This window comes from Deltaproteobacteria bacterium, from assembly GCA_028818775.1.
In the GTDB taxonomy this organism is placed as follows: Bacteria; Desulfobacterota; Binatia; order UBA9968; family JAJDTQ01; genus JAJDTQ01.
Window position 1 is genome coordinate 1,037 of the sequence record JAPPNE010000024.1, and the last position, 26,581, is coordinate 27,617.

21 protein-coding genes and 1 pseudogene are annotated in these 26,581 nt (G+C 66.7%); 12 read left to right on the plus strand and 10 right to left on the minus strand.

Going from position 1 to position 26,581, the window contains the following annotated elements; translation table 11 throughout:
- Positions 1-105 precede the first annotated feature (105 nt).
- Positions 106-870: an enoyl-CoA hydratase-related protein gene (locus tag OXU42_01780; protein MDE0028119.1), complete on the plus strand. Its 765-nt coding sequence runs from the start codon at positions 106-108 to the stop codon at positions 868-870.
- 102 nt (positions 871-972) lie between these two features.
- Here OXU42_01780 and OXU42_01785 read toward each other — a convergent pair whose 3' ends face one another.
- From OXU42_01785 to menC, 4 genes are all read right to left on the minus strand, one after another.
- Entirely contained in the window at positions 973-1,956 is a 984-nt protein-coding gene (locus OXU42_01785; protein ID MDE0028120.1) for an alpha-ketoacid dehydrogenase subunit beta, read from the minus strand.
- A gap of 31 nt (positions 1,957-1,987) precedes the next feature.
- A complete protein-coding gene (locus OXU42_01790) occupies positions 1,988-2,986 on the minus strand; it encodes a thiamine pyrophosphate-dependent dehydrogenase E1 component subunit alpha (GenBank protein ID MDE0028121.1) in 999 nt (332 codons plus the stop codon).
- A gap of 113 nt (positions 2,987-3,099) precedes the next feature.
- Positions 3,100-4,548, minus strand: coding sequence for an o-succinylbenzoate--CoA ligase (menE, locus tag OXU42_01795; GenBank protein MDE0028122.1), 1,449 nt, complete (start codon positions 4,546-4,548; stop codon positions 3,100-3,102).
- Entirely contained in the window at positions 4,541-5,629 is a 1,089-nt protein-coding gene (menC, locus tag OXU42_01800; protein MDE0028123.1) for an o-succinylbenzoate synthase, read from the minus strand. Before menC ends, menE begins: the two co-directional genes overlap by 8 nt.
- 160 nt (positions 5,630-5,789) lie before the next feature.
- Here menC and OXU42_01805 point away from each other — a divergent pair, with 160 nt between their 5' ends.
- Entirely contained in the window at positions 5,790-6,836 is a 1,047-nt protein-coding gene (locus OXU42_01805) for a DUF2332 domain-containing protein (protein MDE0028124.1), read from the plus strand.
- A 13-nt stretch (positions 6,837-6,849) separates the two neighbouring features.
- Here the strand turns inward: OXU42_01805 and OXU42_01810 are convergent, their stop codons facing one another.
- The 6 genes from OXU42_01810 to OXU42_01835 form a co-directional block, all read right to left on the minus strand.
- Positions 6,850-7,752 carry a 1,4-dihydroxy-2-naphthoate polyprenyltransferase gene (locus OXU42_01810; protein ID MDE0028125.1) on the minus strand — a complete coding sequence of 301 codons (903 nt, stop codon included), beginning with the start codon at positions 7,750-7,752 and terminating at the stop codon, positions 6,850-6,852.
- Between the two features lie 30 nt (positions 7,753-7,782).
- On the minus strand, positions 7,783-8,604 hold the full coding sequence (gene menB, locus OXU42_01815; GenBank protein ID MDE0028126.1) for a 1,4-dihydroxy-2-naphthoyl-CoA synthase: 822 nt from the start codon (positions 8,602-8,604) through the stop codon (positions 7,783-7,785).
- Positions 8,605-8,684: 80 nt separating this feature from the next.
- Positions 8,685-9,539 carry a 2-succinyl-6-hydroxy-2,4-cyclohexadiene-1-carboxylate synthase gene (gene menH, locus OXU42_01820; protein ID MDE0028127.1) on the minus strand — a complete coding sequence of 285 codons (855 nt, stop codon included), beginning with the start codon at positions 9,537-9,539 and terminating at the stop codon, positions 8,685-8,687.
- Positions 9,527-11,353: a 2-succinyl-5-enolpyruvyl-6-hydroxy-3-cyclohexene-1-carboxylic-acid synthase gene (gene menD, locus OXU42_01825; GenBank protein MDE0028128.1), complete on the minus strand. Its 1,827-nt coding sequence runs from the start codon at positions 11,351-11,353 to the stop codon at positions 9,527-9,529. The genes menH and menD overlap by 13 nt, the downstream gene beginning before the upstream one ends.
- Positions 11,350-12,684 (minus strand): isochorismate synthase, encoded by a 1,335-nt coding sequence (locus OXU42_01830; GenBank protein MDE0028129.1) that lies wholly within the window; start codon positions 12,682-12,684, stop codon positions 11,350-11,352. Before OXU42_01830 ends, menD begins: the two co-directional genes overlap by 4 nt.
- An 81-nt stretch (positions 12,685-12,765) precedes the next feature.
- A complete protein-coding gene (locus tag OXU42_01835) occupies positions 12,766-13,911 on the minus strand; it encodes a Gfo/Idh/MocA family oxidoreductase (GenBank protein ID MDE0028130.1) in 1,146 nt (381 codons plus the stop codon).
- 428 nt (positions 13,912-14,339) lie between these two features.
- Here OXU42_01835 and iolC point away from each other — a divergent pair, with 428 nt between their 5' ends.
- The 10 genes and pseudogenes from iolC (at position 14,340) to OXU42_01885 (ending at position 26,380) form a co-directional block, all read left to right on the plus strand.
- Positions 14,340-16,352, plus strand: coding sequence for a 5-dehydro-2-deoxygluconokinase (iolC, locus tag OXU42_01840; GenBank protein ID MDE0028131.1), 2,013 nt, complete (start codon positions 14,340-14,342; stop codon positions 16,350-16,352).
- Positions 16,353-16,388: 36 nt separating this feature from the next.
- On the plus strand, positions 16,389-18,209 hold the full coding sequence (gene iolD / locus OXU42_01845) for a 3D-(3,5/4)-trihydroxycyclohexane-1,2-dione acylhydrolase (decyclizing) (GenBank protein ID MDE0028132.1): 1,821 nt from the start codon (positions 16,389-16,391) through the stop codon (positions 18,207-18,209).
- Between the two features lie 87 nt (positions 18,210-18,296).
- A complete protein-coding gene (gene iolE / locus OXU42_01850) occupies positions 18,297-19,202 on the plus strand; it encodes a myo-inosose-2 dehydratase (GenBank protein MDE0028133.1) in 906 nt (301 codons plus the stop codon).
- Between the two features lie 22 nt (positions 19,203-19,224).
- Positions 19,225-20,034 carry a 5-deoxy-glucuronate isomerase gene (gene iolB / locus OXU42_01855; GenBank protein MDE0028134.1) on the plus strand — a complete coding sequence of 270 codons (810 nt, stop codon included), beginning with the start codon at positions 19,225-19,227 and terminating at the stop codon, positions 20,032-20,034.
- On the plus strand, positions 20,031-21,059 hold the full coding sequence (gene iolG, locus OXU42_01860; protein MDE0028135.1) for an inositol 2-dehydrogenase: 1,029 nt from the start codon (positions 20,031-20,033) through the stop codon (positions 21,057-21,059). Before iolB ends, iolG begins: the two co-directional genes overlap by 4 nt.
- 180 nt (positions 21,060-21,239) lie before the next feature.
- Complete coding sequence (locus OXU42_01865; protein MDE0028136.1) at positions 21,240-22,007, plus strand: aspartate/glutamate racemase family protein; 768 nt, start codon at positions 21,240-21,242, stop codon at positions 22,005-22,007.
- 53 nt (positions 22,008-22,060) lie between these two features.
- Complete coding sequence (locus OXU42_01870; GenBank protein ID MDE0028137.1) at positions 22,061-24,538, plus strand: AAA family ATPase; 2,478 nt, start codon at positions 22,061-22,063, stop codon at positions 24,536-24,538.
- A complete protein-coding gene (locus OXU42_01875) occupies positions 24,538-25,581 on the plus strand; it encodes a hypothetical protein (protein MDE0028138.1) in 1,044 nt (347 codons plus the stop codon). Before OXU42_01870 ends, OXU42_01875 begins: the two co-directional genes overlap by 1 nt.
- Positions 25,582-25,791: 210 nt before the next feature.
- Positions 25,792-26,069 (plus strand): annotated as a pseudogene (locus OXU42_01880) (type II toxin-antitoxin system RelE/ParE family toxin).
- A 14-nt stretch (positions 26,070-26,083) separates the two neighbouring features.
- On the plus strand, positions 26,084-26,380 hold the full coding sequence (locus OXU42_01885) for a HigA family addiction module antitoxin (GenBank protein ID MDE0028139.1): 297 nt from the start codon (positions 26,084-26,086) through the stop codon (positions 26,378-26,380).
- Positions 26,381-26,581 lie beyond the last annotated feature (201 nt).

Sequence of the window (26,581 nt, forward strand, 5' to 3'; positions counted from 1 at the left end):
TTTCTTTGCGTCCCCCCCCCCCCCCCCCCTGGGTTTTTTTTTCCCTTTTCGCGGGTCGCGTTTTGTTTTCTTTTGTTTTTCCCCCCCCCCCCGTCCAAGGATACGATGGCAGGAATTCATCTGGAAAAGACGGGTGGGGTGGCGTCCGTGGTCATCGACCGGCCGCCCCTAAACGTGCTCAATCTGGCGCTCCTGCGGGAACTGCGGCAGGCGCTCGATGAAGTCGACCGGGACGATGGCGTGGAACTCATCGAGATCAGCGGCGCAGGCGAACGCGCCTTCTCCGCGGGCGTGGACGTGAAGGACCACACACGGAGCCAGGTTCCCGAGATGCTCGACCTCGTGCACGGCGTCATCCGGAAACTGATGAGCCTCCGCCAGCCCACCATCGCAGTCGTCGACGGCGTCTGCCTGGGCGGAGGCTGCGAGTTGGCCTCGTCCTGCGACCTCGTCCTTGCCTCCGAGGAGAGCCTGTTCGCCACGCCCGAGATCACCGTGGGCTGCTTTCCGCCGGTGGCGCTGGCGCGGTTCTCCTCGCAGATCGGCTACCACCGGGCCGCCGAGATGATACTCACCGGCCGCCGCCTGACGGCCCGGGAAGCCGAGTCCATCGGGCTCGTGAACCGTGTCGTGCCCCGGGACCGGCTCGGCCAGTCGCTGGAGGAGCTTCGCAACGAGTTGCTGGACAAGAGCCGCGCGGTCCTGCGCATCACCCTCAAGGGCCTGCGAGAGATCGGCCTCAAGGAACTCTCCGCCGCCCTCGCCCGCTCCGAGGAAATCTACCTCAAGGAGTTGCTGGAAACCGAGGACGTCGAAGAAGGCGTCCAGGCGTTCGCGGAGAAACGCAAGCCGGAGTGGCTGCACCGGTAGCGCCACCGTTCGCGCGGTAACCCGGTACGCTGCAAGTTCCCCTTCTGAGAAGGAGAACCCAGGGCACATTTCTCCTTCTCGGAAGGAGAAATGCTTAAGCGATCAGGCAGGTCGGCTGGCCAGGGTCCGATGCACGGCTTCCACGATCCGTTCCTTGTCCGGGACGAAGAAGTTCTCCAGCGGCGGCGCGCACGGGACCGGGGCGTTGGGGGCGGCGACCCGGAGAATCGGGCTGTCGAGGTAGTAGAGGGCTTGCTCCTGCACCTGGGCGGCCACCTCGGCGCCCACCCCACCCTGTTCCACCGCCTCGTGCACCACGATGAGCCGCGAGGTCTTCCTGACCGACTCCACCAAGGTATCGATGTCCAGCGGCACAAGGCTGCGAAGATCAACGACCTCCACGGAGACACCCTCGCCGTCCAGGGCTTCGGCTGCCTCCAGCGCGGGCCCGACCATCTTGGAGACCGCGGCCACGGTCACGTCGTTGCCTTCCCGGCGCACCGCCGCCCGGTCCATGGCGAGGCCGTTTCCGCCTTCCGGCACTTCGGCCCGGGTGAAGTAGAGACCCCGGTGCTCGACGAACAGCACCGGGTTGTCGTCGCGGATGGCGTCGCGCATGAGGCTCTCGGCGTCGGCCGGATTCGACGGCATCACCACCTTGAGGCCGGGGACGTGCAGGAACCACGACTCCAGGCTCTGGGAGTGGTGCGCGCCCATGTTGCCCTGGACGCCGCACTGCACGCGCACCGTCAGCGGCACCTTGAGTTGCCCGCCGGACATGTAGTGGAGCTTGGCGGCATGGTTCACGAGCTGGTCCATGGCCAGGGTGATGAAGTCGACGAACATGATCTCCACCACCGGACGCAGGCCCGACAGCGCCGCGCCGATGGCCACGCCCATGACCGTGCCCTCGCTGATGGGCGTGTTCACCACCCGATGCGCGCCCAGCTCCTCGGCAACACCCTGGGTGACCCCGAAGGGTCCTCCCAGCGCCACGTCCTCGCCGAAGACGTACACCGAGGGGTCGTCCCGCATCTCCGCCAGAAGTCCCGAACGGATGGCTTCCAGATAGCTCAGTTCCGGCATTTTTCAACCTCACGCGCGGACTTGTGCCAACTCACGCGCACACTTGCGTCGCGGTCTCTTCGGGCTCGGGCCAGGGAGACGACAGCGCGAACTCCGCGGCCGCTTCCACCAACGCGCGCGCGTCGCTCTCCGCCTTGGCGAAGTCCTTGTCGGACGCCGCTCGGCGCCGCTTCAGCACACGTGTGAAGCGCGCGATGGGGTCCTTCTTCTTCCAGTCCGCCAACTGCGACAGTTCCCGGTATTTCCCCGGGTCGCCTTCGTAGTGGCCGCGGAGGCGATAGGTCAGGCATTCGACGAACGTCGGACCCTTGCCTGCGCGGGCGTTGTCCACGGCCCGGCCCATGGCCTCGCGCACCGCCAGGATGTCGTTGCCGTCCACGGTGGCGCCCGGGATACCGTAGGTGCTCGCGTGCCGCGCCAGCCGCTCCACCTTGGTGTGAGCCGAGAGCGGCGTGAACTCGGCGTAGCCGTTGTTCTCGCACACGAAGATCACCGGGAGCTGCCACAGACTGGCGATGTTCAGAGACTCGTGGAAGGGGCCGGTTTGTCCCGCGCCGTCGCCGAAGAATACCACGGCCACCCGCCCGGCCCCCTTCTCCCGGGCGGCGAAGGCCGCGCCCAGCGCCAGCGGCACGGTGCCGCCCACCACCCCGCTGGCAGTGACGAACCCTGTCTCCGCGGCCACCACGTGCATGGACCCGCCCTTGCCGCGGCAATAGCCGGTGACGCGCCCGGCCAGCTCCGCCATGAGCCGGTTCAGGTCCGCGCCCTTGGCGATGGCGTGCCCGTGGGAGCGGTGCCCGCCGTAAACCACGTCGTCAACGTCGAGCAGGCCGCACACGCCCACGGCCACCGCCTCCTGCCCGATGCCGAGATGCAGCAGCCCGACTATCTCCCGCGCCGCATAGAGCGCCGACACCTTCTCCTCGAAAGCGCGGATCACCCACATGCGACGGAGCAGCGACAGCAGCTCCTTGTTGTCGTCCCGGCGGGGTGCCGGCCTGGTTCTCCCCTGCTTCGTTGCCTTCATGTCACTTCTCCCATCCGGCTCGCACTCGGGTTCGCCCTCCGGCGTTTCCCCGCCCCGCCGCCCCTGGATTCCCGCTTCCGCGGGAATGACGATTTGGGGGCGTGGGCGCCATGTCAACTCCCCAACGGAACTCTCGTCCCGTCCACCGCCAGGCGGCGAAACCGCGCCCGGTCGACCTTGAACGCATTGGCTTCGGTGGCGGGCCACCGGTAGAACGCGTCCGGTACCTTGTAACGCGGCAGGGTCCGCCCGAGCCACTCCGCCAGCGCCGGGCCGTCGGGACACGTCTCGCGCGGCTGCACGAACGCCACGCAGCGCTGGCCGAACTCCTCGTCCGGGATGGGCACCACCACCGCCTGCTGGACGCCGTCGTGATCGGTCAGAACGCGTTCGATCTCCTCGGGATGGATGGTCTCGCCGCCCGAGAAGAACCGGTTGTCGCGCCTCCCGATAACCGTCAGGTACCCGTCCTCGTCCACCCTCCCGAGGTCGCCGGTGGCGAACCAGCCGTCGTCTGTCAAGGGCCGGCGCAGCCTGCCGCCCTCGACATAGCCCATGAACAGGGTCTCTCCGGCCAACTGGATCTCTCCCTCTTCCCCGATGCGCAGCCTGCGGTGCGGCAGCAGCTTCCCCGACGTCAACCGCTGGGCGGTGGTGGAGCCCGGTCCGGTGGTGGCCACCTGCGAGGCCATCTCGGTGCAGCCGTAACTGGCGAACACCGGCAGGCCGCGTGCGGCGGCGCGCTCCAGCAGCTTCAGCGGCACCGGGCTGCCGCCCAGGATGATGTAACGGAGCGCAGGGTAGCGCACGGACTCCGGCTGCTGCAACAGCCGGTGCAGTTGCGTCACCACCACCGACAGGTGGGTGACCTCGTACCGGCCCAGCACCGCGTCGAGGGGCTCCCCCTGGTCGGGCATCACCACCGTGGAGCCCGCCAGCAGGGACCGGAACAGGATGCCGAGCCCGCCCACATGGTACAGCGGCAGGTCCAGCAGCCAGCGGTCGCCGGGGGCCAGCGGCAGGTTCGTGTTGGAGCCGAGGGCGTTGTAGTAGTGGTTGCCGTAGCAGTGGAGCACCGCCTTGGGCGTGCCGGTGCTGCCGGAGGTGAAAACGATGGTCGCCGGACGGTCGAGGGGCATGGTGCAACCCTGGCCGTCTCCGCCCGGAGGTCCTCCGGCATCCGTCAACTCGCGGTCTTCCAGAATACGCACGTCGCCGGTTAAGTCGCTGAACCCCTCCCGCTCCCCCACCACAATCCAGCGACAGTCCACGCGGCGCAGAAGGTCCGCCACCGTACGGTGCGGTAGCCGCGTGTTCATGGGACAGCACACCGCCCCCAGGCGCAGGACCGCCAGCAGCCACACGAGGTAGTCCGGGCTGTTGGGGGCGAGAATGGCGATGTGGTCGCCGGGGTTGCATCCCGCCCGCCTGAGCCCCGCTGTCACCCCAGCCACGCGCTGGTGAAACTCGGCGTAGGAGACGACCCGCGCGCCGCTGACCACCGCGGGCCGGCCAGCGTGGCGCTCGGCCGCTTGTTCGAGGGGGCAGCGAATCTCAGTCATGCCGTATCTCGGTCAACCGCGACGCGTCGATGCGATGCGTTCGGGCCGCGGCGGCGCTCCACTCGATGGCGCCGGAGCGAACCGGTATGCGCGGCTCGACGACGTCCGCGCCGAGCCAACGATAGGTGTCGAGGCCCGCGGGCACCGAGTCCGCGGTAGACGCCCAGGTGAACTCCGCCAGCGCCAGCATTCCCACGCCGCTCTCGAAGCAACTGCTCACCACTGGACGGATGTCCAGCGCCAAAGCCCTGGCCGCCCATTCCCGCGCCCGTGCGAGCCCGCCCAGCAGCGTCGGCTTGAGCACCACCGCGCCCACTTCGCGGCGCCCTTCGAGGTCTTCCGGCCGCAACTCCAGCAGGCTTTCGTCCAAGGCCACCGGAATGCTGGTGGCATCGAACAGCTCTCGCAGGTGCGCCGGCTCGCGCAAGGGTTCCTCCAGGTACTCGACGCCGGTGCCGCCCATCTCGCGCCCGAACGCCACCGCCTGATCGAGGCTCCAGCTCCGGTTGGCGTCCAGCCGGAGACCCACGCCCTCACCGAGGGTGTCACGGACGGCCCGAGTCAGCTCCACGTCTTCCGCCACCGCCCGGCTGCCGACCTTGAGCTTCACCGCCCGGCAACCCCCGTCGCGGAGGCGCCGCGCATCCGCGAGCACCTGCTCCCGGGAACCCGCCAGCAACCCGTTGACGGGAACGCAACCTTCGAAGCCCGCCAACTCGGCCGCCGCCCCGTCCTCCATCCGTCTTGCCAGGCTGCACAGCGCGGTCTCCAGCCCGAACCGAACCGACGGCGAGACCGCCGCTGATTCCCATTCGGCCCACGATTCAAGACCGTCGTCCCGTGGCTCGAAATGCCCACCCCGCAGGCTCCCCGCCCAAGCCAATGCCTCTGCCGCGGCTTCGTCGATGCCCTCGCGGCTGAACCCCGGCAAGGGCGCCGCATCACCCCAACCCCATGCGCCCGAATCCGATTCCAGGCGCACCAGCAGCCCCTCACGCTCGTGAATCACCCCGCCCGCCAGCGGCAACGGCCCAACCAGCGGCAGGCGATAGCGGAAGATGCGGCAGCTTGAGATGGTCACAGTGTCCAGATTGTCCGTGGTTCCGGGCTGGTATGCTGGGAATTCATGCACCGCCTTGCCTTGCACCCCCCTTGATATCACTACGCCGAGCGAATTTTGAACTCCCGCCGGCCCGGCCCTGTTTCGTTGCCGGCACCCGGCGGCGTGTTATGGTGTTCCCATGCCGAAACCCCCTCAAACACCTCTGTTGGATTTCGTCTCGCGCCAATTCCGTGCGTTCGCCGATGAATGCCGCGAGTCGTCCCCTCTCTACGAACGGTTCGCCACAAACATTGGGGACGATCCGGAAGTTCTGGCGTTGGCCGCACATGCTCGACGGGGCGAGAAGGTGCCGAACCTGTTGTTCGCGGCTGTTCAATTCCTTCTGCTGAAGGGTACGCCGCACCCGCTGGCCGCGTTCTACGAGACCCACTCCACCTCCGCGGGCGACCCCTACCCTCCGTTCCGCAACTTCTGTCTCCACCACGCCGAGAGGATCATCGAACTCATCGCGAACCGTACGGTCCAGACCAACGAAGTCAGTCGGTGCGCGCTGCTACTCCCCGCCTTCGTCCTCGTGTCTCGCGAGGCAGCGGGCCGGCCGCTGTATCTTCTGGAGATAGGGGCGGCTGCCGGCTTGATCCTTCTTTGGGACCGCTACGGCTACGACTACGGGAACGGGCTTCGGTCGGGAGATGCGGCCTCGGCGGTGCAGATCAGATGCGATCTGCGGGGAAGGTCGACTCCTGACGTTCCGACAACGCTGCCAGCGGTGGAGCGCCGCATCGGGGTGGATCTGAACCCCATCGACGTCGACGACACGGAGCAGACGCTCTGGCTTCGTTCGCTGGTATGGCCGGAGGACGGCGAGCGCGCACGGCTGCTGGAGAACGCCGTTACCGTGGCGCGGCGAAACAAGCCCGACATGGTAGCCGGGGACGGAATCGCATTGCTTCCCGAGTTGCTGGCGAGTGTGCCCAAGGAAGCGGCCCTGTGCATCGTCCGTGTGTTCACCAACCTCCCGCCTGCGGCTCGTGACCAGTTTACCGCTTCGATCACGCGACACGGCAAGCAACGGGACTTGTCGGTGGTCTCGACCAGAAGAGGCGCCCGCGAGGGTGAGTCCCTGTTGGCGCTGGTTTCCTATCGGAACGGTGTCAGGAGCGAGGCCGTGCTGGCGAACTGCGAGAACCACGGCAAGTGGCTTGAATGGCTGAACGAGAACTGACTCGCCGCAACTCTTAAAAGACCCAACCGATAGAGAACACGGCGCTGTAAAGCAAGAGCAGCCGGGCAGTGTAAGCGAGGACAGGGTTCAACAGCGGGCCTTCGACGGAGAAGAGGCGGCGGAACGCCGGCAGCGCCACCACGACCACGGCGACGGCGGCCACCGAATAGGGGTGTTGACCCGAGGAGAGGTAGAGCAGCAGCGGCAGCAGGCAAGCCACTACCACGGCGATGATGTATTCGGCGCGGGTGAAGCCCGGGCCGAAGCGCACCGCAAGCGTGAGCTTGCCTGTCGCGCGGTCTTCGTCCGCGTCGCGGAGGTTGTTGACCGCGAGGATGGCGACGGACAGGAGCCCCGGAGCCAAGCCGGCGACGATAACCGTGGCGTTGACGGTCAGGGCCTGCACGTAGTAGGTGCCGGCTACCGCCACCGGGCCGAAGAAGATCAACACGAACAAGTCGCCCAGACCCAGGTACCCCAACGGACGCGGTCCACCGGTGTAGAGCAGCCCGGCCGTCACCGAGAGGACGCCGATGAGGGCGGCCGGCCATCCGCCGCGCCAGATGAGGTAGAGGCCCCCAAGCAAGGTGAGCATCAGCACCGCGAAGATACCGCGCTTCATCATGCCGGGGGTTACGAGTCCGGCCTGCGTGACACGCATTGGCCCCTGCCGGGCCTCGGTGTCCGCGCCCTTCTCGTAGTCGAAGAGGTCGTTGGCGAAGTTGGTGGCGACCTGTATCAGCACCGAGCACGCCAGCGCCACCAGCGCCGCGGGCGCGTGGAACCCGCCGTCGCCGAAGGCCATGGCAATGCCGATGACCACCGGGGAGATGGAGGCCCAGAGGGTCTTGGGTCTTGCCGCCAGGATCCAGACCGCGACGGCGCCTGGCGGCTCGGGGCGCGTGTCCTGTGCCACTGGGAGGGACTCTTGTCGCTTGCGGCTGGCTCAGGGACGCCTGGGGAACTTGGAGAAGTCAGGCTGGCGTTTCTCGACGAACGCGTTGCGCCCCTCCTGCCCTTCTTCGGTCATGTAGAAGAGCATGGTGGCGTTGCCGGCCAGTTCCTGCAGGCCGGCCTGGCCGTCGCAGTCGGCGTTGAACGCGGCCTTGAGGCAGCGGATGGCGATGGGCGACTTGGCGAGGATCTCGCGGCACCACTGGACCGTCTCCTCCTCGAGCCGCTCGTAGGGCACCACCGCGTTCACCAGACCCATGTCCAGGGCCTCCTGGGCATTGTACTGCCGGCACAGGTACCAGATCTCGCGCGCCTTCTTCTGGCCGACGATGCGCGCCAGGTAGGTGGCGCCGTAGCCGCCGTCGAAGGAGCCCACCCGTGGGCCGGTCTGCCCGAAGATGGCGTTGTCCGCGGCGATGGTGAGGTCGCACATGACGTGCAACACGTGGCCGCCGCCCACGGCGTAACCCGCCACCATGGCGATGACCGGCATGGGGCAACTGCGCATCTGGCGCTGGAAATCCAGCACGTTCAGCCGGTGCACGCCGGCCGCGTCCTTGTAGCCGGAATCCCCGCGCACCTTCTGGTCGCCGCCGGAGCAGAACGCTTCCTTGCCCTCGCCGGTGAGGATCACCACGCCGATGGTCGGGTCGTTGCGCGCCTCGTCCAGTGCCCGGATCATCTCCTCAACCGTCAGCGGCCGGAAGGCGTTGCGCACCTCCGGACGGTTGATGGTGATCTTCGCGATGCCGTCGGTCTTGTGGTACTTGATGTCGGTGAACTGTCCCGCCTCGGTCCATTCGATCATGGCTATCCTCTGACTCCCATCCGAGACCCCCGCCATCCCTGGCCCAAAGGGACGATCCAACACTGAGCGGCAACACCCCGAACGTGTCATTCCCGCGAATGCGGGAATCCAGGGGTGGTGGGGTGAAGGAACTCCCGCAGGGCGCGGCAGAATGCCTCGGGGTTCTCGAAATGCGTGTTGTGGCCCGCGTCCGGGATGGTCACGAGCCTGCCCTTTTCCGAGAGGCTTACCATATCCCGCAGGGTTTTTCCGTAGCGAGGGTCCAACTCGCCGGCCACGGCCAGCCACGGGAACCGCACCCCGGAGACCTGGGACCATAGAGAAGGCTGGGAGCCGGTCCCCATGAGGCGCAGAGACCGGGCCAAGCCCGTCATGTCGTTATGCCGGCGCCGCTCCATCAGCGCCGCGAAGCGAGTTTCGTTCCGGCGGATAGAATGGAACAGCGGCTGCCAGTACCAGTCCTCCAGAAAGGCGTCCAGACCCTGCCGTTCCAGCTCCGATGCCTTGGAATCGTCCCACTTCCGCCGGTTGTCGCGTTCTTCCTCCGAGTCCAGTCCGGGAGAGCCCGATTCCACGATCACACCGCGGCAACGGTCCGGGTGCGTCAATGCCAAGTAGAGCGCCAAGCGCCCGCCCATGGAATAGCCCACCGGGATGCACTGCCCGACCCCCAACTCGTCCAGCACCGCAAACAATGCGAGTGCCACCCGAGGCATCGGATAGAAGTCGACGGGGCAATCGGCGCTCAACCCGTGGCCCGGGAGATCCACGAGGATGCAGCGGCTCTCCGGCAACGCCTCCACCGTCTCCATCCAGTCCCGCCCCGAGCCCATGAAGCCGTGAAGAAACAGGAGCGCCGCGTCCAGGTTCCGGCTATTGCCCCGGACCTCGTAACGGAGTCTGTATGGATCGCGCAATTCGGTGTCCGTCAAGTTCGACATGAAATCGACGTGAGCCCCTCCAACGCCTCCCTCCGCAGGCTCGCGTGCAGGTCGACGTTGTCCTGCCGCGCGGTCCGCACCTCGATCACCGTGGCTCCGCCTCGCCCCCTCGCCTGCGCATAGGCGTCCACGAACTCGTCCGCAGTGGACGGTCCGGCGTATTCGAGGCCGAACAACGCCGCGGCATGCTCGAAGGTCATGCCGTGGGAAGCGCCGAAGTAGGGCTCGAAGACATCCTGGAAACGGGCGATGGGAAGAAACGAGAAGATCCCGCCGCCGTCGTTGTTCAACACGACGATGACGAACGGGTGGTCCAGGGAGCGGCACAGGCCGAGGGAGTTCAGGTCGTGCAGGAACGCTTGGTCGCCGATCACGAGGGTGACGCACTTGCCCAGACCCCGGGCGAATCCCGTGGCCGTGGCGATGGTGCCGTCCACGCCGCTGGCGCCGCGGTTGGCCGCCACCACCACCGGGTCCGGCCGCGGGCAGCCGAAGGTGTCCATGTCGCGGACCGGCATGCTGGACGCTAGATACAAGCCTTCGCCGCCGCCGATATGGCGCGAAACGAGCCGCGCGACCTTGGGCTCGTTCAGGGTCCGGTCCCGGGTCAACAGTTCATCTAGGCGTGCGCCAACGTGTTCCGACGCCTGCCGCCAACTCGCAAGCCAGCCCGTGTCCGGGGCGCCGCCGGTTTCCTTGGGCGCCGTGCCGCTCGCGGCATCGACCGCCGTTCCGGCATTCCCGACCAGTGCCCTCAAGGCTTCGCAGAACTCCGCCACCGGGAGCCGGAACCGGAGTGTCGCCCGGTGAATCGGGTCGACGCGGTCGGGCTGCTCGTTCACCACCACGTAGTCCTTGGGGGGGGCCACCTCCAGGTAGTCCGGCAACCGTCTCGAAGTCCACCGTCCGCCGAGGTGGATCACGGCCTCGACGGGATGGTCCCGCATGAACTCCGTGGACCCGAGCAGGACCTCATGATAGGGCACCAGCGTAGCCGTGTTGCCGTCGAGGCGGAGCCCCGAGGTCACATCGGGAAGAAAAGGCCAGCCGAGCGCCCCGGCAAGACCGGCCACCGCCACGCACTCCGTCGCGCTCGCCAACCCGCCGGCCACCAGGAGACCGCGGGGACGGCGCGCGACCAACTCCGCCAGTTCCACCGGCAACTCCGGTGCGCGGCGGAGCGGCGCGCTCTCATAGCGGGTGTAGGCATGGCCGCCGTCGTGCCATGCGCGCACCGGTTCCAGATACGCCTCGAAGTCCTGCACCTGCTCCGTCGGCGCCAGGGGCTCGCGGAACATGCAGTTGATGTGCACCGCGCCACCCGCCGGGCCGCGGCAGCGGCTCACCGCCTGGTCCACGGTGGTGAGCATCACTGCCGGATCGACGTCGGTGGAAGGACACGGGAGAGTCGCGGACCACGCGGCGTAGCCGCCGAAGAACTTGACCTGGTCCATGGTCTGGTTGGCGCCGGCGTCCTGCAGCTCCGGCGGACGGTCGCCGCTCAGCACCAAGAGCGGCACCCGCTCCAGCGAGGCTTCCACCACGGCCGGCCACACGTTGGCCAAGGCGCTGCCCGAGGTGGTGACCACGACGGCCGGCGTCCCGGTGGCGCGCCCGTGCCCCAAGGCATGGAAGGCCGCGCCGCGCTCGTCATAGTGCACGATGGCCCGTGCACGCGGGTTGCGCGCCACGGCCACCACCAGGGGCGTGCTGCGGGAGCCGGGAGCGATGCAGAAGGTGTCGACCCCGTTGCGCACCAGTTCCTCGACGAGCAGCGCTGCCCAAAGGTGGTTGAGGTTGGCGGCCTGGATCATCGCGGAAGGTTCAACGCCCGGGTGAAGTGGCGGATCTTGTAGTCCAGCTCCGCCCACTCGTCTCCGGGCACCGATCCGGCCACGATCCCGGCTCCGGCGAACACCGAAAGCGCGGCGCCCTCCACGAGCGCGGATCGTATCGCCACGGCGAACTCGGCGCTATCGTGTCCCACCCAGCCCACCGGGCCGCCGTACCAGCCCCGATCGAAGGGTTCCCTCTTTTCGATCTCCCGGAGCGCAGGACCCGTGGGATAGCCGCCCACCGCCGGGGTCGGGTGCAGGGCCTTGAGCAGGTCGGCGTCGCCCACGCCGTCGCGCAACACGCCTTCGAAGCGGCTCATGAGATGCTGCCAGTTGCGCAGCTTCATCACGGACGGATCGGCTCCGGCGTTCAGCGCGCTGCACAGCGGCGCCAAGCTCTCGCGGATGCCCCGGACCACGTAGTCCTGCTCGCGCCGCTCCTTCTCGCTCCCCATGAGATCCTGTTCCAGTTGCCGGTCCTGCGACGCGCCGTCGCCGCGCGTGCGCGTGCCCGCGAGGGCGTCGCACAGGATACGTCTCCCCTCGCGGCGGTACAGTCGCTCCGGCGACGCCCCGAGGAACCCCCGCCCGGTTCCGGGGACGAAGCAGAACCGGTAGCAGCGTTCCGTCTCCGGCATCAATGCCTGCAGGCAGGCCAGAGGATCCAGGCAGTCCGCGAAGCTGAAGGTGGATTTCCGGGCCAGGACGACCTTGTCAAGATCGCCCTTGGAAACGAGATCGAGGGTCTCGGTCACGGCGGCATCCCATCCCGTTCGGCCGGGCAGATCCAGGCGCCCGGTCGCCGCGGGGTGGACGCGGCCGTCTTCGGAAGCCGCGAAAACCAGCGCGTCGCACTCGGCCATCAACCCAGCGACCGTGGCCGCCGAACGCAGCCACTGGCACGCGAGCACGCTTTCGGACCCCCTGCGGCTCAACTCGAAGCGCGGCAACACGAACCCGCAGCCGTCGAACTCCCGCCACGCCGCATCCACTGGAGTTTTCCCGGAGAAACGAAGACCGCCGAAGTATCTCGCCCCGGGCGCCGCGCCTTCGAGGCGCCGGCGGACCTGCCCGAACGGGAGGTCGATCCCGTCCGCATCGGCGCGCGCTACCAGATCGGCGGCGCCGACTCCAACGACTTCATGCTCGCCGTCCCTGTCGGCCCAGTACAGCCTGACAGCAGACCCGTCCTGGGCCCGCAGCCAACTCAAAGGGTCGGTGCACGGGATCACGGCTTCCACGCGGGCAATGCCGGACGGCCCCCCTTGGGCGCATTCCCGGGCGACCCTCTGCCGCAATGTCTCGGTCAAACCGCAATCTCTTCGATCCATTCCAGCCTCACCATCCCAGCGCAAACGCCGGCGATCCCACGGAGTCTCGAAGGGACGTTATCAGATCGGACTCGAAGCGGCGAGGGACCCGGGAAGAACCCGGGTCCCCTTCTCCGCCGACCGCGCGATGGCATGGATGACGCGCTCGAAGCGCAGGGCGGCGGCGAAATCGGGCCAAGCCGGCACGTCGTCCGCGATGGCCTGAAGGAGGTTGGCCAGCTCGATGGTCTTGAGGTCGTTGAAGCCCAGTCCGTGGCCGGGGGCGGGGCAGAAGTTCCCGTAGGGCTCGTGCGCCGGTCCCGCCAGGATGGTCTTGAAACCCTGGTCGCTCTTGGGCCCCTCGTTCCGGTAGATCCGCAGTTCGTTCATGCGTTCCTGGTCCTGGACCAGCATTCCGGCGTCACCGTGAAGCTCCCACGCAAGGTGGTTCTTGCGCCCCCACGCCGCGCGCGACGATGAGATCATCCCGGTCACGCCGCTCTCGAAGGTGACCAGCGCGGATGCGACATCCTCGTTTTCCACCGCGAGCCGTTCCCCGCCGCCGGCGGCGGGACGGGTGGCGTAGTGGATGCGGCAATCGGCGAGAACGCTGTCGATGGGTCCCAGCAGGCCGTCGGCCATGCTGACCAAGTGACACATCATGTCTCCGAGCACGCCGAGGCCGGCCTCGGCCTTGGCCGACCGCCAGGTCCACGGCAGCTCCGGATCGGCCTGGAAGTCCTCGTCGCACACGCCGCGAAAGAACAGCGGACGCCCGATGGCGCCGGAACCGACCAGCGCGCGCGCATGCTGGTACAATGGATTGCAAGTATAGGCGTAGCCGACGATGGTCTTGCCCGCGGCCTTGGCCGCGGCGGCGGCCATGCGGTCGGCCTCGTCCAGGGTCAGGGCCAGGGGTTTCTCACAATAGACGTGCTTCCCCGCCGCCAGCGCAGCCAGCGCCATCTCGCAATGGAGCTTGTTCGGGGTGGTGATGGAGACGACGTCGACCTCGGGGTCGTCCACCACGGCGCGCCAGTCATCGGTGGCCTTCTCGAAACCGCATCGCGCGGCGTGGTGCTCTGCGACGGCCGCCTGCCGGTCGCACACGGAGACCAGGCGCGGCGACAGCGGCGTGTCGAACACCGCCCGGACCGAACGGTAAGCGAGCGTATGGCACTTGCCCATGAAGCCCGTGCCGATCAGACCGACTCCGATAGTGCGCATGCATTGCCTCCGGCGCGTGGACGTTCAACCCGCGCGTTTCATGAGACGCGTTACAAACTTACGGTATTGGCCCGCGGCCCGCGCGGGTTCATCCGTTGCCATTGTAATGGATGGCCGCCGACGACCCAAGACGCCTAACGAGGGCAGTTCGAGGAGACCCTGGGGAACCATGCCGAACGCGGCAGCGAATTGGGGTTTCATGTTTCCAAGGACGACAATTCCGTCTATATTCGGTTTCCGAAAATTCAGGCTCCGAGCCGGAACAGACAACGGTGCCGACACGTCCACGTTCATCAAGACCATGAGTGTGCAAAAGCTCACCAGCGGGCAGACCGAGGCCGACGAGCTTCAGGACATGATGGCCGGCGGCCGGGATCTGGCGCAACTCGAAGGCTCGCTTGGCGACACCGTATGAAGCGGACCACCGCGTGAAACGGGTACTGGACGTCATTGCCATCGGCCGCTCGTCGGTGGACCTCTACGGCGCCCAGGTAGGCGGGCGCCTGGAGGACATGCGGTCGTTCCGCAAGTACATCGGCGGCTCGCCCACCAACACCGCCGCCGGCGCCGCGCGGCTGGGCCTGCGGTCCGCGGTGATCACGCGGGTCGGCGACGAGCACATGGGTCGCTTCATCCGCGAGCAACTGCGGGCCGAAGGCGTGGATGTCCGCGGCGTCATCACCGACCCGGAGCGGTTGACCGCACTGGTGCTGCTGGGCATCCGCGACCAGGAACGCTTCCCGCTGATCTTCTACCGCGAGAACTGCGCCGACATGGCGCTGTCGCCGGACGACATCGACCCGGACTTCATCGCCGAGGCCCGTTGCGTGCTGGCCTCCGGCACCCACCTGTCCCATCCGCGCACCGAGGCCGCCACCCTGCGGGCGCTGGACCTGGCACGCGCGTCGGGGGCGAAGACCGTCCTCGACCTCGACTACCGGCCCAACCTGTGGGGGCTTTCCGGACACGGCGACGGCGAGAACCGCTTCATCGAGTCGGCCGCGGTCACCGCCAAGCTGCAGAGTACCCTGGCGCGCTTCGACGTGATCGTGGGCACGGAGGAGGAGTTCCACGTCGCCGGCGGCACGTCCGACACCTTGGCGGCGCTGGCCCGGGTGCGCGACGTGTCGGACGCGACCCTGGTGTGCAAGCGCGGCGCCGCGGGCGCCAGCGCCTTCGAGGGGCCGATCCCCGCGAGCCTCGACGACGGGGTGAGCGGCCAGTCGTTCGCGGTGGAGGTGTTCAACGTGCTGGGCGCGGGCGACGGCTTCATGGCCGGGCTCCTCAAGGGCTGGCTCACAGGGGAGGACTGGTCCGGGACCCTGCGCATCGCCAACGCCTGCGGCGCGCTGGCGGTGTCCCGCCACGGCTGCACGCCGGCGTATCCCAGCGAGGTGGAACTGCGCGACTTCCTGGAGAACGGACCGTCAACCCCGGCCGTGCGCCACGACGCGCGCCTGGAGCAGATCCACTGGGCCACGAACCGGGCCAAGGCATGGCCCGTCATGCACGTGTTCGCCTTCGATCATCGCGCGCAGTTCGAGGACATGGCGCGGGATCACGATGCCGGGGCGAGGCACGGCGGCACCGGGCCGGAACACAGCGGCGCTGGCCCGGAGCACGGCAGCGCCGGTCTGGACCGCATCAGTGCCACGCCGGAGCGCCGCAACGCCGGCCGGGAGCGCATCGGCGCGTTCAAGCGCCTGTGCCTGGAGGCCGCGCTCCGGGTCGCGGACGGCCGCGACGGCTACGGCATCCTGTGCGACGGCCGCCTGGGCCGCGACGCGCTCTTTGCGGCGGTGGGCACCGGCCTGTGGATTGGGCGCCCGGTGGAGCGGCCCGGTTCGCGCCCGCTCAGGCTGGAGATCGGCGACGACTTCGGCTCCGCGCTGGCGGAATGGCCCGCCGAGCACGTGGTGAAGGCTCTCTGCTTCTACCACCCGGACGACCCGAAGGAGCTGCGCGCCGACCAGGAGTCTACCGTCAGACGGCTGGCCGAGGCCGCCCGCGCCAACGCGCTGGACTTCCTGCTGGAGATCATCCCGTCAAAGTTCGGACCCGTGGACGAGACAACCACGGCCGCCGTCATCGAGCGGTTCTACGCGGTGGGGGTCTTCCCCGACTGGTGGAAGCTGGAGCCCATGGTCTCGGACGCCGCCTGGCAAAGGGCCGGCGCCGCCATCGAGAGCAACGACCCGCACTGCCGCGGCATCGTGGTCCTGGGCCTGGACGCACCTTTCGATGAGTTGCAAGCAAGCTTCCAGGTGGCCGCCAGACACGAAATGGTGAAAGGGTTCGCCGTTGGGCGCACTATCTTCGGGAAGGTAGCACGTGCCTGGATGGCCGGAGGCATGGACGATGAGGAAGCGGTGGCGCGCATGGCTGAGAATTTCGCGAAGCTTTGTGAAGCCTGGGACGAAGCGCGAGCCCGCGGACGGTAACGGAATGGCAACGAGTTGCGCGAGGACGAACGACCCATGAGCACGATCCGACTGACGGCGGCGCAGGCGCTGGTGCGCTACCTGACCGCCCAGACCAACGAGGACGGCGAGCGCTTCGTGGCCGGGGTGTGGGCGATTTTCGGGCACGGCAACGTGGCCGGGCTGGGCGAGGCCCTGTACCGGGCCGGTGACGCGCTGCCCACGTGGCGCGGGCACAACGAGCAGGGCATGGCGCACGCGGCCATCGCCTTCGCCAAGGCCAGCAACCGCAAGCGCGCCATGGCGGTGACCTCCTCCATCGGCCCCGGCGCCACCAACATGGTCACGGCCGCGGCGGTGGCGCACGTGAACCGCCTGCCGGTGCTGTTCCTGCCCGGGGACGTGTTCGCCAACCGCCTGCCCGATCCCGTGCTGCAGCAGGTGGAGGATTTCGCGGACGGCACGGTCAGCGCCAACGACTGTTTCCGCCCGGTGAGCCGTTACTTCGACCGCATCACCCGTCCGGAGCAACTGCTCACCGCACTGCCGCGCGCCATGGCGACGCTCATCGACCCGGCCGCGTGCGGCCCGGTGACCCTCGCCCTGTGTCAGGACGTCCAGGCCGAAGCATATGACTATCCCGAAGCGTTCTTCGAGCCGAGGACCTGGATCATGCGCCGGCAACGGCCGGACGCGAGGGAGTTGGAGCGCGGCGCCCAGGCCTTGCGGGCCGCAAAGGCACCGTTGATCATCGCCGGTGGCGGCGTGCACTACTCGGATGCGTGCGAGACACTGGCCGCGTTCGCGGAGCGTCGCGGCATCCCGGTGGCCGAGACCCAGGCGGGCAAGTCGGCGTTGCCGTGGACGCACCCGTGCAGCGTGGGCGCCATCGGCGTCACCGGTGCCGAGAGCGCCAACGCGATCGCCCGGACCGCGGACCTGATCCTCGCGGTGGGAACCCGCCTCCAGGACTTCACCACCGGCTCCTGGAGCCTCTTCCAGAACCCGGACGCGCGGCTGCTGACCATCAACGCGGCGGCGTTCGACGCGACCAAGCACGGCGCCGTGGCCGTGGTGGGTGACGCGCGAACGACCTTGGAAGAATTGGACGAGGCCTTGGGAGACCGCGTCTTCGCCCCGCCGGGCGAGGGGCTCAAGGCCGACTGGGACCGCGCCGCCGAGGCCGTTACCGCGGCAGCCGGCGATGACGCCCTGCCTACGGACGCCCAGGTCATCGGCGCGGTGCAGCGGAACATGAGCGACAACGGCATCGTGGTGTGCGCCGCCGGCGGCCTGCCCGGCGAGCTGCACAAGCTGTGGCGCTCCCCCCGCCGCGGCGACTACCACCTGGAATACGGCTATTCGTGCATGGGCTACGAGATCGCCGGCGGACTGGGGGTCAAGATGGCCCGGCCCAACGCCGACGTGGTCGTGGTGGTGGGCGACGGGTCCTACATGATGCTGAACTCAGAGCTTGCCACCAGTGTCATGCTGGGTCTCAAGCTGACCGTCGTGGTGCTGGACAATCGGGGCTTCGGCTGCATCAACCGGCTACAACTGGCCACCGGAGGGGCCAGCTTCAACAACCTGCTGGACACCGCCCGGCACCAGACGCCGTCGGCCATCGATTTCGCCGCCCATGCCGCTTCCATGGGAGCCATCGCGACGCACGTGGACGGCATCGAGTCCCTTGAAGCCGCCCTGGCCGAAGCCCGCTCTGCGGAGCGGACTTCCGTGATCGTCATCGACACCGACGCGCGGGCCGGCACTCAGGCCGGGGGCCATTGGTGGGACGTGGCGGTCCCCGAGGTGTCGGACCGGGCCGAGGTGACGGCGGCGCGCGAGTCTTATGAGGCAGCGCTGAAGAAGCGCCGGTGACCGGGGGGCAACCAGCCAAGAGGCGGCCGGGACCCGGTGGCGATCGGCCGCTGCCCATCCCGCGAGTGACCCGATGAGGAAAACCGCGTGATCCGCTACGGCACCAACCCCATCGCTTGGTCCAACGACGACGACCGCAGCTTGGGGGGCGACATCTCGCTGGAGCGCTGCCTGAGCGACGCTGGCCGCATCGGCTTCGAGGGCATCGAGAAGGGGCACAAGTTTCCTTCCGCCGCGGCGACCCTGAAGGCGACCCTCGATCTCTACGGTCTGGCGTACGTGTCCGGGTGGCACTCGCTGAAGCTGCTCGAACGCTCCGTGGAGGAAGAGAAGGCGGCCATCCAGCCGCACCTCGACGTGTTGGCCGCCTTGGGGTGCACGGTCTGCATCGTGTGCGAGACCACCGGAGCGGTTCACGGCGTGGCTGACGCGCCGCTGAGCGATCGGCCGAAGCTCGCGGTGTCCGACTGGGCAGGCTTCTGCGCGGACGTCGAGGCCGTCGCCGAACACTGCGACCGCGCGGGAATCCGGTTGGCCTATCATCATCACATGGGTACGGTGGTGCAGACCATGGACGAGGTCGAGGCACTCATGGCGCACGCCGGACCGAACACCAAACTGCTTCTGGACACAGGCCACGCAACCTTCGCGGGCGCCGATCCGGTGGCGCTGGCGGAACGCTACATGGACCGGATCGTGCACATCCACGCCAAGAACGTCCGCCCCGCCGTCCGCGACCAGGCGCTTGCGGAAGGGCTGTCGTTCCTTCAGGCTGTCCGTCTCGGCGTATTCACGGTACCGGGCGACGACGAGGGCTGCGTGGACTTCCCCGCGGTGCTGCGCATCGCCGCGCGCCACCGCTACTCCGGCTGGCTCATCGCGGAAGCCGAACAGGACCCGGCGCAACGCGATCCGGTATACTACCAGACGTTGGCACTGAAGACGCTCCGCGCCATGGCGCGGGAAGCGGGGTTGGATCAGGGAAACCCCTAGCGACCCTCGGAAGGGAGAACCCATGAAGAGTCTGTTGCGAAAGCCGTCGGGGACGACGGGCAAGATCGTCGACATCACACCCGCGGACGCCGGATGGCGCTACGTCGGCTTCGCGGTCTACGCGCTAAAGGCCGGGGACACCGCCGGCGAGGACACCGGGGACCGCGAGGCCATCCTGGTGATGGTCGACGGCAAGGCGCGCCTGGCCACCCCCGAGTTAGACTTCGGCGTCCAGGGTAAGCGCATGAGCGTGTTCGAGCAGACCAGGCCGCACGCCGTCTATGTGCCCAACGACACGTCCTGGTCGGCGCGTGCGGAGACGGACTGCACCATCGCGGTGTGCTCGGCCCCGGGCTTCGGTGGGCATCCGGCCGCGGCCATCGACCCGGCCGGCATCCCGGTGCTGGAGCGCGGCAAGGGCGCCAACACGCGCTACGTGCATCCCATCGCCATGGACGACGCCGACATCGCCGACAGCCTGCTGATCACCGAAGTGTTCACGCCCCAGGGCAACTGGTCGAGCTACCCGCCGCACCGCCACGACAGCGACGAAGGCGCGGACATGACCTATCTCGAGGAGACCTACTATCACCGCATCAACCCGCCCCAGGGGTTCGGCTTCCAGCGGGTCTTCACCGAGGACGGGGAGCTGGACGAGACCATGGCCGTTTCCGACGGCGACACCGTGCTGGTGCCGCGCGGGCACCACCCGTGCGGCGCTCCCTACGGGTACGACATGTACTACCTGAACGTCATGGCCGGCCCGAGGCGGCAGTGGCGCTTCAAGAACCATCCGGACCACGACTGGATCTTCCAGCGGGACTCGAAGTGACGGATGTGACGGCGGATCCTGTCAGGCTGGGGCTCCTGGGAGCCGGGCGGATCGGTCAGACCCACGCCCGCTCCATCGCGGCCAACGAGGGCGCCAGGCTGGTGGCCGTGGCGGACCCGGTCGAAGCCGCGCTCGCGGCGGTGGTCCGCATGACCGGTGCGCGTGCGGTTTCGCCCGAAGCGCTGCTGAACGACCCCGCCATCGAAGGCGTCCTCATCGCCACGCCCACCGACCTCCACGCCGACCTCATCGAGCAAGCCGCCGATGCGGGCAAGGCCATCTTCTGCGAGAAGCCGCTCGATCTCGACCTGTCCCGCGCGCAACAGGGTGTAGCCGCGGCGACTCAGGCCGGCGTGCCGCTCATGACCGGCTTCAACCGCCGCTTCGATCCCTCGTTCCGGCGCCTGCGCCAGGAGATCGACGCGAGGCGCATCGGCGACGTGGAGCTGGTTCAGATCACCTCACGCGATCCCGCCCCACCTCCCCTCGCCTACATCGAACGCTCCGGCGGCCTCTTCCGCGACATGATGATCCACGACCTGGACATGGCGCGGTTCCTGGTGGGGGAGCCCATCGTCGAGGTCAGCGCCGCCGGCTCGGCCCTCGTTGACGGGGCCATCGCCGACGCCGGCGACGTCGACACCGCGGTCGCGGTTCTGCGTTCGTCGGGCGGCCGCCTGTGCGTCATCTCCAACTCCCGCCGCGCCGTGTACGGCTACGACCAGCGCATCGAGGTCCACGGCTCCGCCGGAATGCTCTCCGCGGGCAATCCCGTGGCCACCACGGTGACCCGTGCCGACGGCTCGGGCTTCGCCACCGACCCGCTGAACGATTTCTTCATGGAGCGTTACGCGGATGCGTACAGGCTGGAGATGGCCGCCTTCTGCGCCGTCGTCCGGGGCGCGGACGTACCCTACCCCAACGGCCACGACGGCCTCGCCGCCCTCGCCATCGCCGACGCCGCGTCCGAATCCCTGGCCACGGGCCGCACGGTTCCCCTCAAGCGGTTGGACAGTACCCCCTGAGCGGCACCCTCGACGGCGCCCCTCCGCTTCGCCGCGTGCGCGATCTCCTCCAACAACTTCGTAAAATCCGGCCTGCTCGTAGCCGCCCCCGCCAACGTGTATAAGGGAAGCCGGTGACGGTCCGCCTGGCAGCAGACCGTCGCACGAACCCGAACATTGGCCCCGAAGGGAGGAAGAACCATGCGCATCATGTTTCTCAACAAGGCGCCCAAGAACTCGGCAAAGTACGACGTGACCTCCGTGGAGAAGCTGCTCAACAGCTACGCGTCGGAAGGGACACGCGTGGAGGTGCATTTCCCGGACAACTTCGCGGGCTCGGCGGTCGAGGACGTGACCGGCAACCAGAAGATGCTGAACGGCCTGGATCACATGATGGAGACGCCCTCCTTGATCCGGAAGATCTGCTGGGCGGCGGAGAACGGCTTTGACGCCGTGATCCAGTCGAACACGTTCGATCCGGGCATCGACGGCGGCAGGCTGGTGGTCAAGATCCCGGTCATCGGCCCGTTGCGCACCACCGTGCACGCTGCGGCCGTGCTGGCGGACCGCATCGGGATCACGGTACCGCTGCCCTCGCACGTGCCCTACACCTGGCGGCTGCTGCGCACCATCGGGATGGACCACCTCGTCACGGACATCCGCGCGCTGGACATCTACGGCTCCGACATCAACGAGCGGCGCGCAGAGATCACCGAGACCACCATTGGGCTGATCCGGGATCTCGTGACGGAAACCGGTGCCCAGTGCGTCGTGCCGCTCGGCGGCGCCCTGATCCCCTACGTCGTCGATCCCGCCGCGCTGCAGGAAGGCGCCGGCGTGCCCGTGTTCAACACCAAGTCCGTGTCGATCCGCTTCGCCGAAATGTGCGTCGCCCTGGGCATGACCCACAGCCCGTTGACCTATCCGCGGGCGGAGCTGAGCTACAAGGATCTTGTGGCGGAGGTCTGACTTGGTTCGTCAGTCCTGAGCGGCACGTGTATTGGCGTCGCGAGGAGATTTTCATGAGTCGACTGGAACGTGCGGCCGCCATCCTCGAGGCCGCCGAGACGTGGAAACAGCGCTGTCTGCTTGACGGCGGTTCGGTGTTCACCGACGAACGGCTCTGGACGCGGGAATACTTCGGACAACTCCATACCCACTTCGTCGAACGCCCCGATACGGGAACGGATTCGTTCGAGGAGAGGCTGCAGCGCCAACTCGAACCCGCGCCCCCGGAGGCGAAGCGACTGTGGGCGGAAATGACATGGCTGTATTTCCTGATCGTCAGCGGAGTGAAAAGCGTAACGAAGCTCGACAAGATCAGGACGGTCTGGGAGTCGTCGGGAGCTACGCTGCCCGAAGATCACTGGGCATTGGGAAATGTCCTGGAAAGAGGGTTCGTTTATCCAGGCATGGCCTACCTGGGGCAACAATGGCGTCAGTTCAAATTCATCATCACCCTGATGCTCGACTGGAACTCACGCTCCCCGCGGGATCGGGAATCGCTGCTGAGTGATCCCTGGGTCTTCGCCGAGTGGGTCGATGGTCACATGGAAGGCCGCCAGCGGCCGTTCCGCCATGCTCTGTTGTTCCTGTTGTTCCCGGACGTATTCGAACCCATCGTCGCGCTAAGCGACAAGAAAGCCATCGTCGAGGCCCTTTACGACGAAGCCGGCGAGAAGCATGACGTTTCCAACATGGATCTCGTGGACCTCGACAAGGCAATGCAGGTGATCGTGAAACGGCTTCGAGACGAGCGTCCTGGTGAGGAAATACTATTTCACGTGTCACCATTGAAGGAGCGATGGAAGGCCGATCCGAAGCCGGTCAACGGCAACGGGTCGAAAGAGGACGGCGACGAGGCATGGTACCAAGCCCGTTTCGGCACTGCGGACGTATGGGTTATCGGAGCGGGCGAGGGTGCGCGCTTGTGGGGCGATTTCCAGGAACATGGGATCGCGGCCGTCGGATACGGCACACTCGGCGACCTTGGCGAATACGACTCCAAGGAAGCCATCCACCGAGCGTTGATCGAGGACGGCCAAGGGCAAAACCCAAGCAACCACTCACTCGCCGCGTGGGGGTTCGTCCACGAGGTGAAAGTCGGGGATATTCTTATCGCGAAGAAAGGACGGTCCGTCGTCCTCGGATGGGGAAAGGTCACCGGAGAGTACACTTACGAGTCCGAGCGAGCGGAGTATCGGAACCTGCGGAAAGTCGAGTGGCACCCCTGCTCTACACCGATCACCCTGAACGACTGGACCACCACCAAGACGCTGACTCGTCTCACCTCCAACAAACAGTGGTTGCGGGACACCTTCAGGTTGATGGACAACGATACGCAAGCGAATGGCAAGGGGGGCAGTAAAGATCCAGGACGCAGACCGAACCTGAACTTCGTGGATATGGGCATTCCGATCGGATCTCGGCTGGTTTCCGTGAAAACCGGCAAAGAAGCGATCGTCGCGTCGCAGAACAGGGTCACGTTTCTCGGCGAAGAGATGTCGCTTACGGCGGCCACAAGAAGGGCCGTCGGCCGGATGCATCCCTGCCCACAATGGACGTTCGCGGGACGGAACCTGAGCGAAATTTACGAAGAGACCTACGGGAAAAAGCCGAACCCGGAGCCACCCCCCGAACCCTACACCATCACTACCGCCCTCGCCGACCTGTTCGTCGAAGAGTCACAGATCCAGCGCATCCGCGACTCCATCGCCCGGCGCAAGAACCTGATCCTCCAGGGGCCGCCGGGGGTCGGCAAGACGTTCATCGCCAAGCGAATCGCGTGGTGCCTGATTGGGTACAAGGACTCGCGTTCCATCGAGATGGTGCAGTTCCATCAGTCCTATGCCTACGAGGACTTCGTGCAGGGTTGGCGGCCGACGGAGACGGGCGGCTTCACGCTGCGTAACGGGGTGTTCTTCGAGTTCTGCAAGCGCGCGGAACAGGAACCGGAGACGCCGTTCGTCTTCATCATCGACGAGATCAACCGAGGCAATCTGTCGAGGATTTTCGGTGAACTCCTCATGCTCATCGAAGCGGACAAGCGCGGCCCCCATCACGCAATTTCGCTCACGTACAGTACCGTCGGCGAACGGTTCAGCGTCCCGGACAACGTGCACATCCTGGGACTCATGAATACTGCGGACCGGTCCCTGGCCATCGTCGACTACGCCCTGCGCCGCCGGTTCGCATTCGAGACGCTTGAACCCGCGTATGGCACGAGACAGTTTCGGGACTATCTGCTCAAGGCTGACGTGGATCTATCGCTCGTGGACCGGATCGACCGGAACCTGTCGGCACTGAACGAACGCATCCTCGACGACAAGGATCTCGGCCCCGGGTTCCGGATTGGACACAGCTATTTCGTGCCCGATGACTCGACCGACGAGCAGTGGTACCAAGGGATCATCGACACTCAGATCGCACCCATGCTGCGCGAGTATTGGTTCGACCGACCCGAACAGGTGGACAGGATGGTCGAAGAGTTGCGCCGCTGATGGACCGGAAGATTCCCATCGCCAACATTTACTACCTCCTGTGCTACGCCTGGAGCCATGTCGAGGAGCGAGACGTGGTGCGGCTGGAGGAGTTGGATGGATTGGAAAGGGTCCACGACCTCCTGGGCAAGGTGGTGGCGGAAGGGACCTTCCGGCTGATACGGAGGGGCATCGACCGTGGGTATCGGGAGGTACGCGAGGACCTCGCCGGCATCCGCGGGAAGATCGCCGTGGGCGAGACAGCAACGCGGTCCCTGCGCGCCCGCGGACGGGTGACTTGTGACTTTGAGGAACTGTCGTATGACGTGTTGCACAACCGCATCCTGCGCTCCACGCTGCGCTCGCTGCTAAGGGTCCAGGACCTGAACTCGGAAGTGCGCGGGGAGATCCGGAACGCCTTCACCAAACTCGACGGGGTGAGCGTGGTGCGGTTGAACCGTCGATTGTTCCAGCAAGTACAACTCGACCGCAACCGCCGGTATTATCGGTTCCTGTTGTCCGTGTGCCGGCTCATCTACGAGCAGTTGCTGGTCGACGAACAGTCCGGAGAGGCGAGATTCACCGACTTCAGTGAAGATCGGATGGAAAAGCTGTACGAGGACTTCATCATCGAGTTCTATCGCCGGGAGCAGAAAGCCTACCGGGTGAACCATCGAGGACGCAGGATTGATTGGGTTTCTGAAGGTACGCCCGAGCACCATCACTCGAAGATCCCGGAGATGGAAGCCGACGTGATCCTTGAAGGACCGGACCGGCGGATCATCATGGATGCGAAATACTACCGTGAGGCTCTAAGGAGCCGATTTGGCGGGAAACCGAAACTGCAGTCGGATCATCTCTATCAGCTCCTCGCCTACCTGCGAAACCGCGAAGCCAACGAGAGTTCAGGGCCGAGGCATGAGGGGATACTACTATATCCGGTAGTGGACGTGCAGGTAACTGTGGATGTCCGCCTGGAGGGCTATTCGATCCGGGCTCGGAGCATCGACCTTGCCCGGGACTGGCGCCAAGTCCACGCTGACATGCTTGCCGTGATCGCATAGGGAATATGGGAGAGAGCCTCCGATAAACCCGGCGCGGTTCACTTCCCCCCAATGTGTCATACCCCGTGGACGCAGAGTCTATTTGTTGGAGTTGTCAAGCGGCCATGGAAGAGGCGTGAGAATGGGCTCCGTGACGATCGTCCCGACGGCTCGGGCCGCGTCGTTGATTCTCCCGATTGATATGTGTACCGGTATGCGGTACAGAAACCCATGATCCGAAGCTTTCGGCATCGAGGGCTCAGGCGGATGTATGAGCGCGGGGATGTGAGCGGGTGGGATCCGATCTGTCGGATCGTATCGCGCTGGCGTTGGCCGATCTCGACGACGCCCGCAAGCCTTCGGACCTCGATCTGCCCGGCTACCGGCTTCACCCACTGAAGGGCGATCTCAAAGGGTACTGGAGCATCTCGATTTCTGGGAACTGGCGAGTGACGTTTCGCATTGAGGACGGTGACGCTTACGACGTCGACCTGACCGACTACCACTAGTGGGAGGCATGAGCATGGCGATGATCGATCCTCCGCATCCCGGACGCAGCATCCGCGAGAACTGTCTTGAACCGCTCGGATTGACCGTGACTGAAGCAGCGCGGGTGCTGGGCGTCGCTCGTCATACCTTGTCCCGGGTTCTCAACGGCCACGCGGCAATCTCTCCGGAGATGGCGCTCCGGCTCGAGAAAGCAGGCTGGTCGAATGCCGAGTTCTGGTTGCGACGCCAGACTACCTATGACCTCGTGCAGGCACGCAAGGACCAGGACCGGATCCATGTGCAACGATACCGGCCGCAGCCTGCGGTGTGAGGCTTACGGCAACCGGTTCCTGCCAGTGAAGGGACAGAAACCGTATGACCGGCTAGTAGCTGTACTTCTCCACCTTCTCCCAGTCGATGCCGGCGCCGAAGCCCGGGGCGTCGGTGGGGAGGATGCCGCCGTCGCTGAAGTCGAAGTCGCCGACGAAGGTGTCGTCGCCCAGCTTCTGGAAGAAGTGGGTCTCGGTGGGCC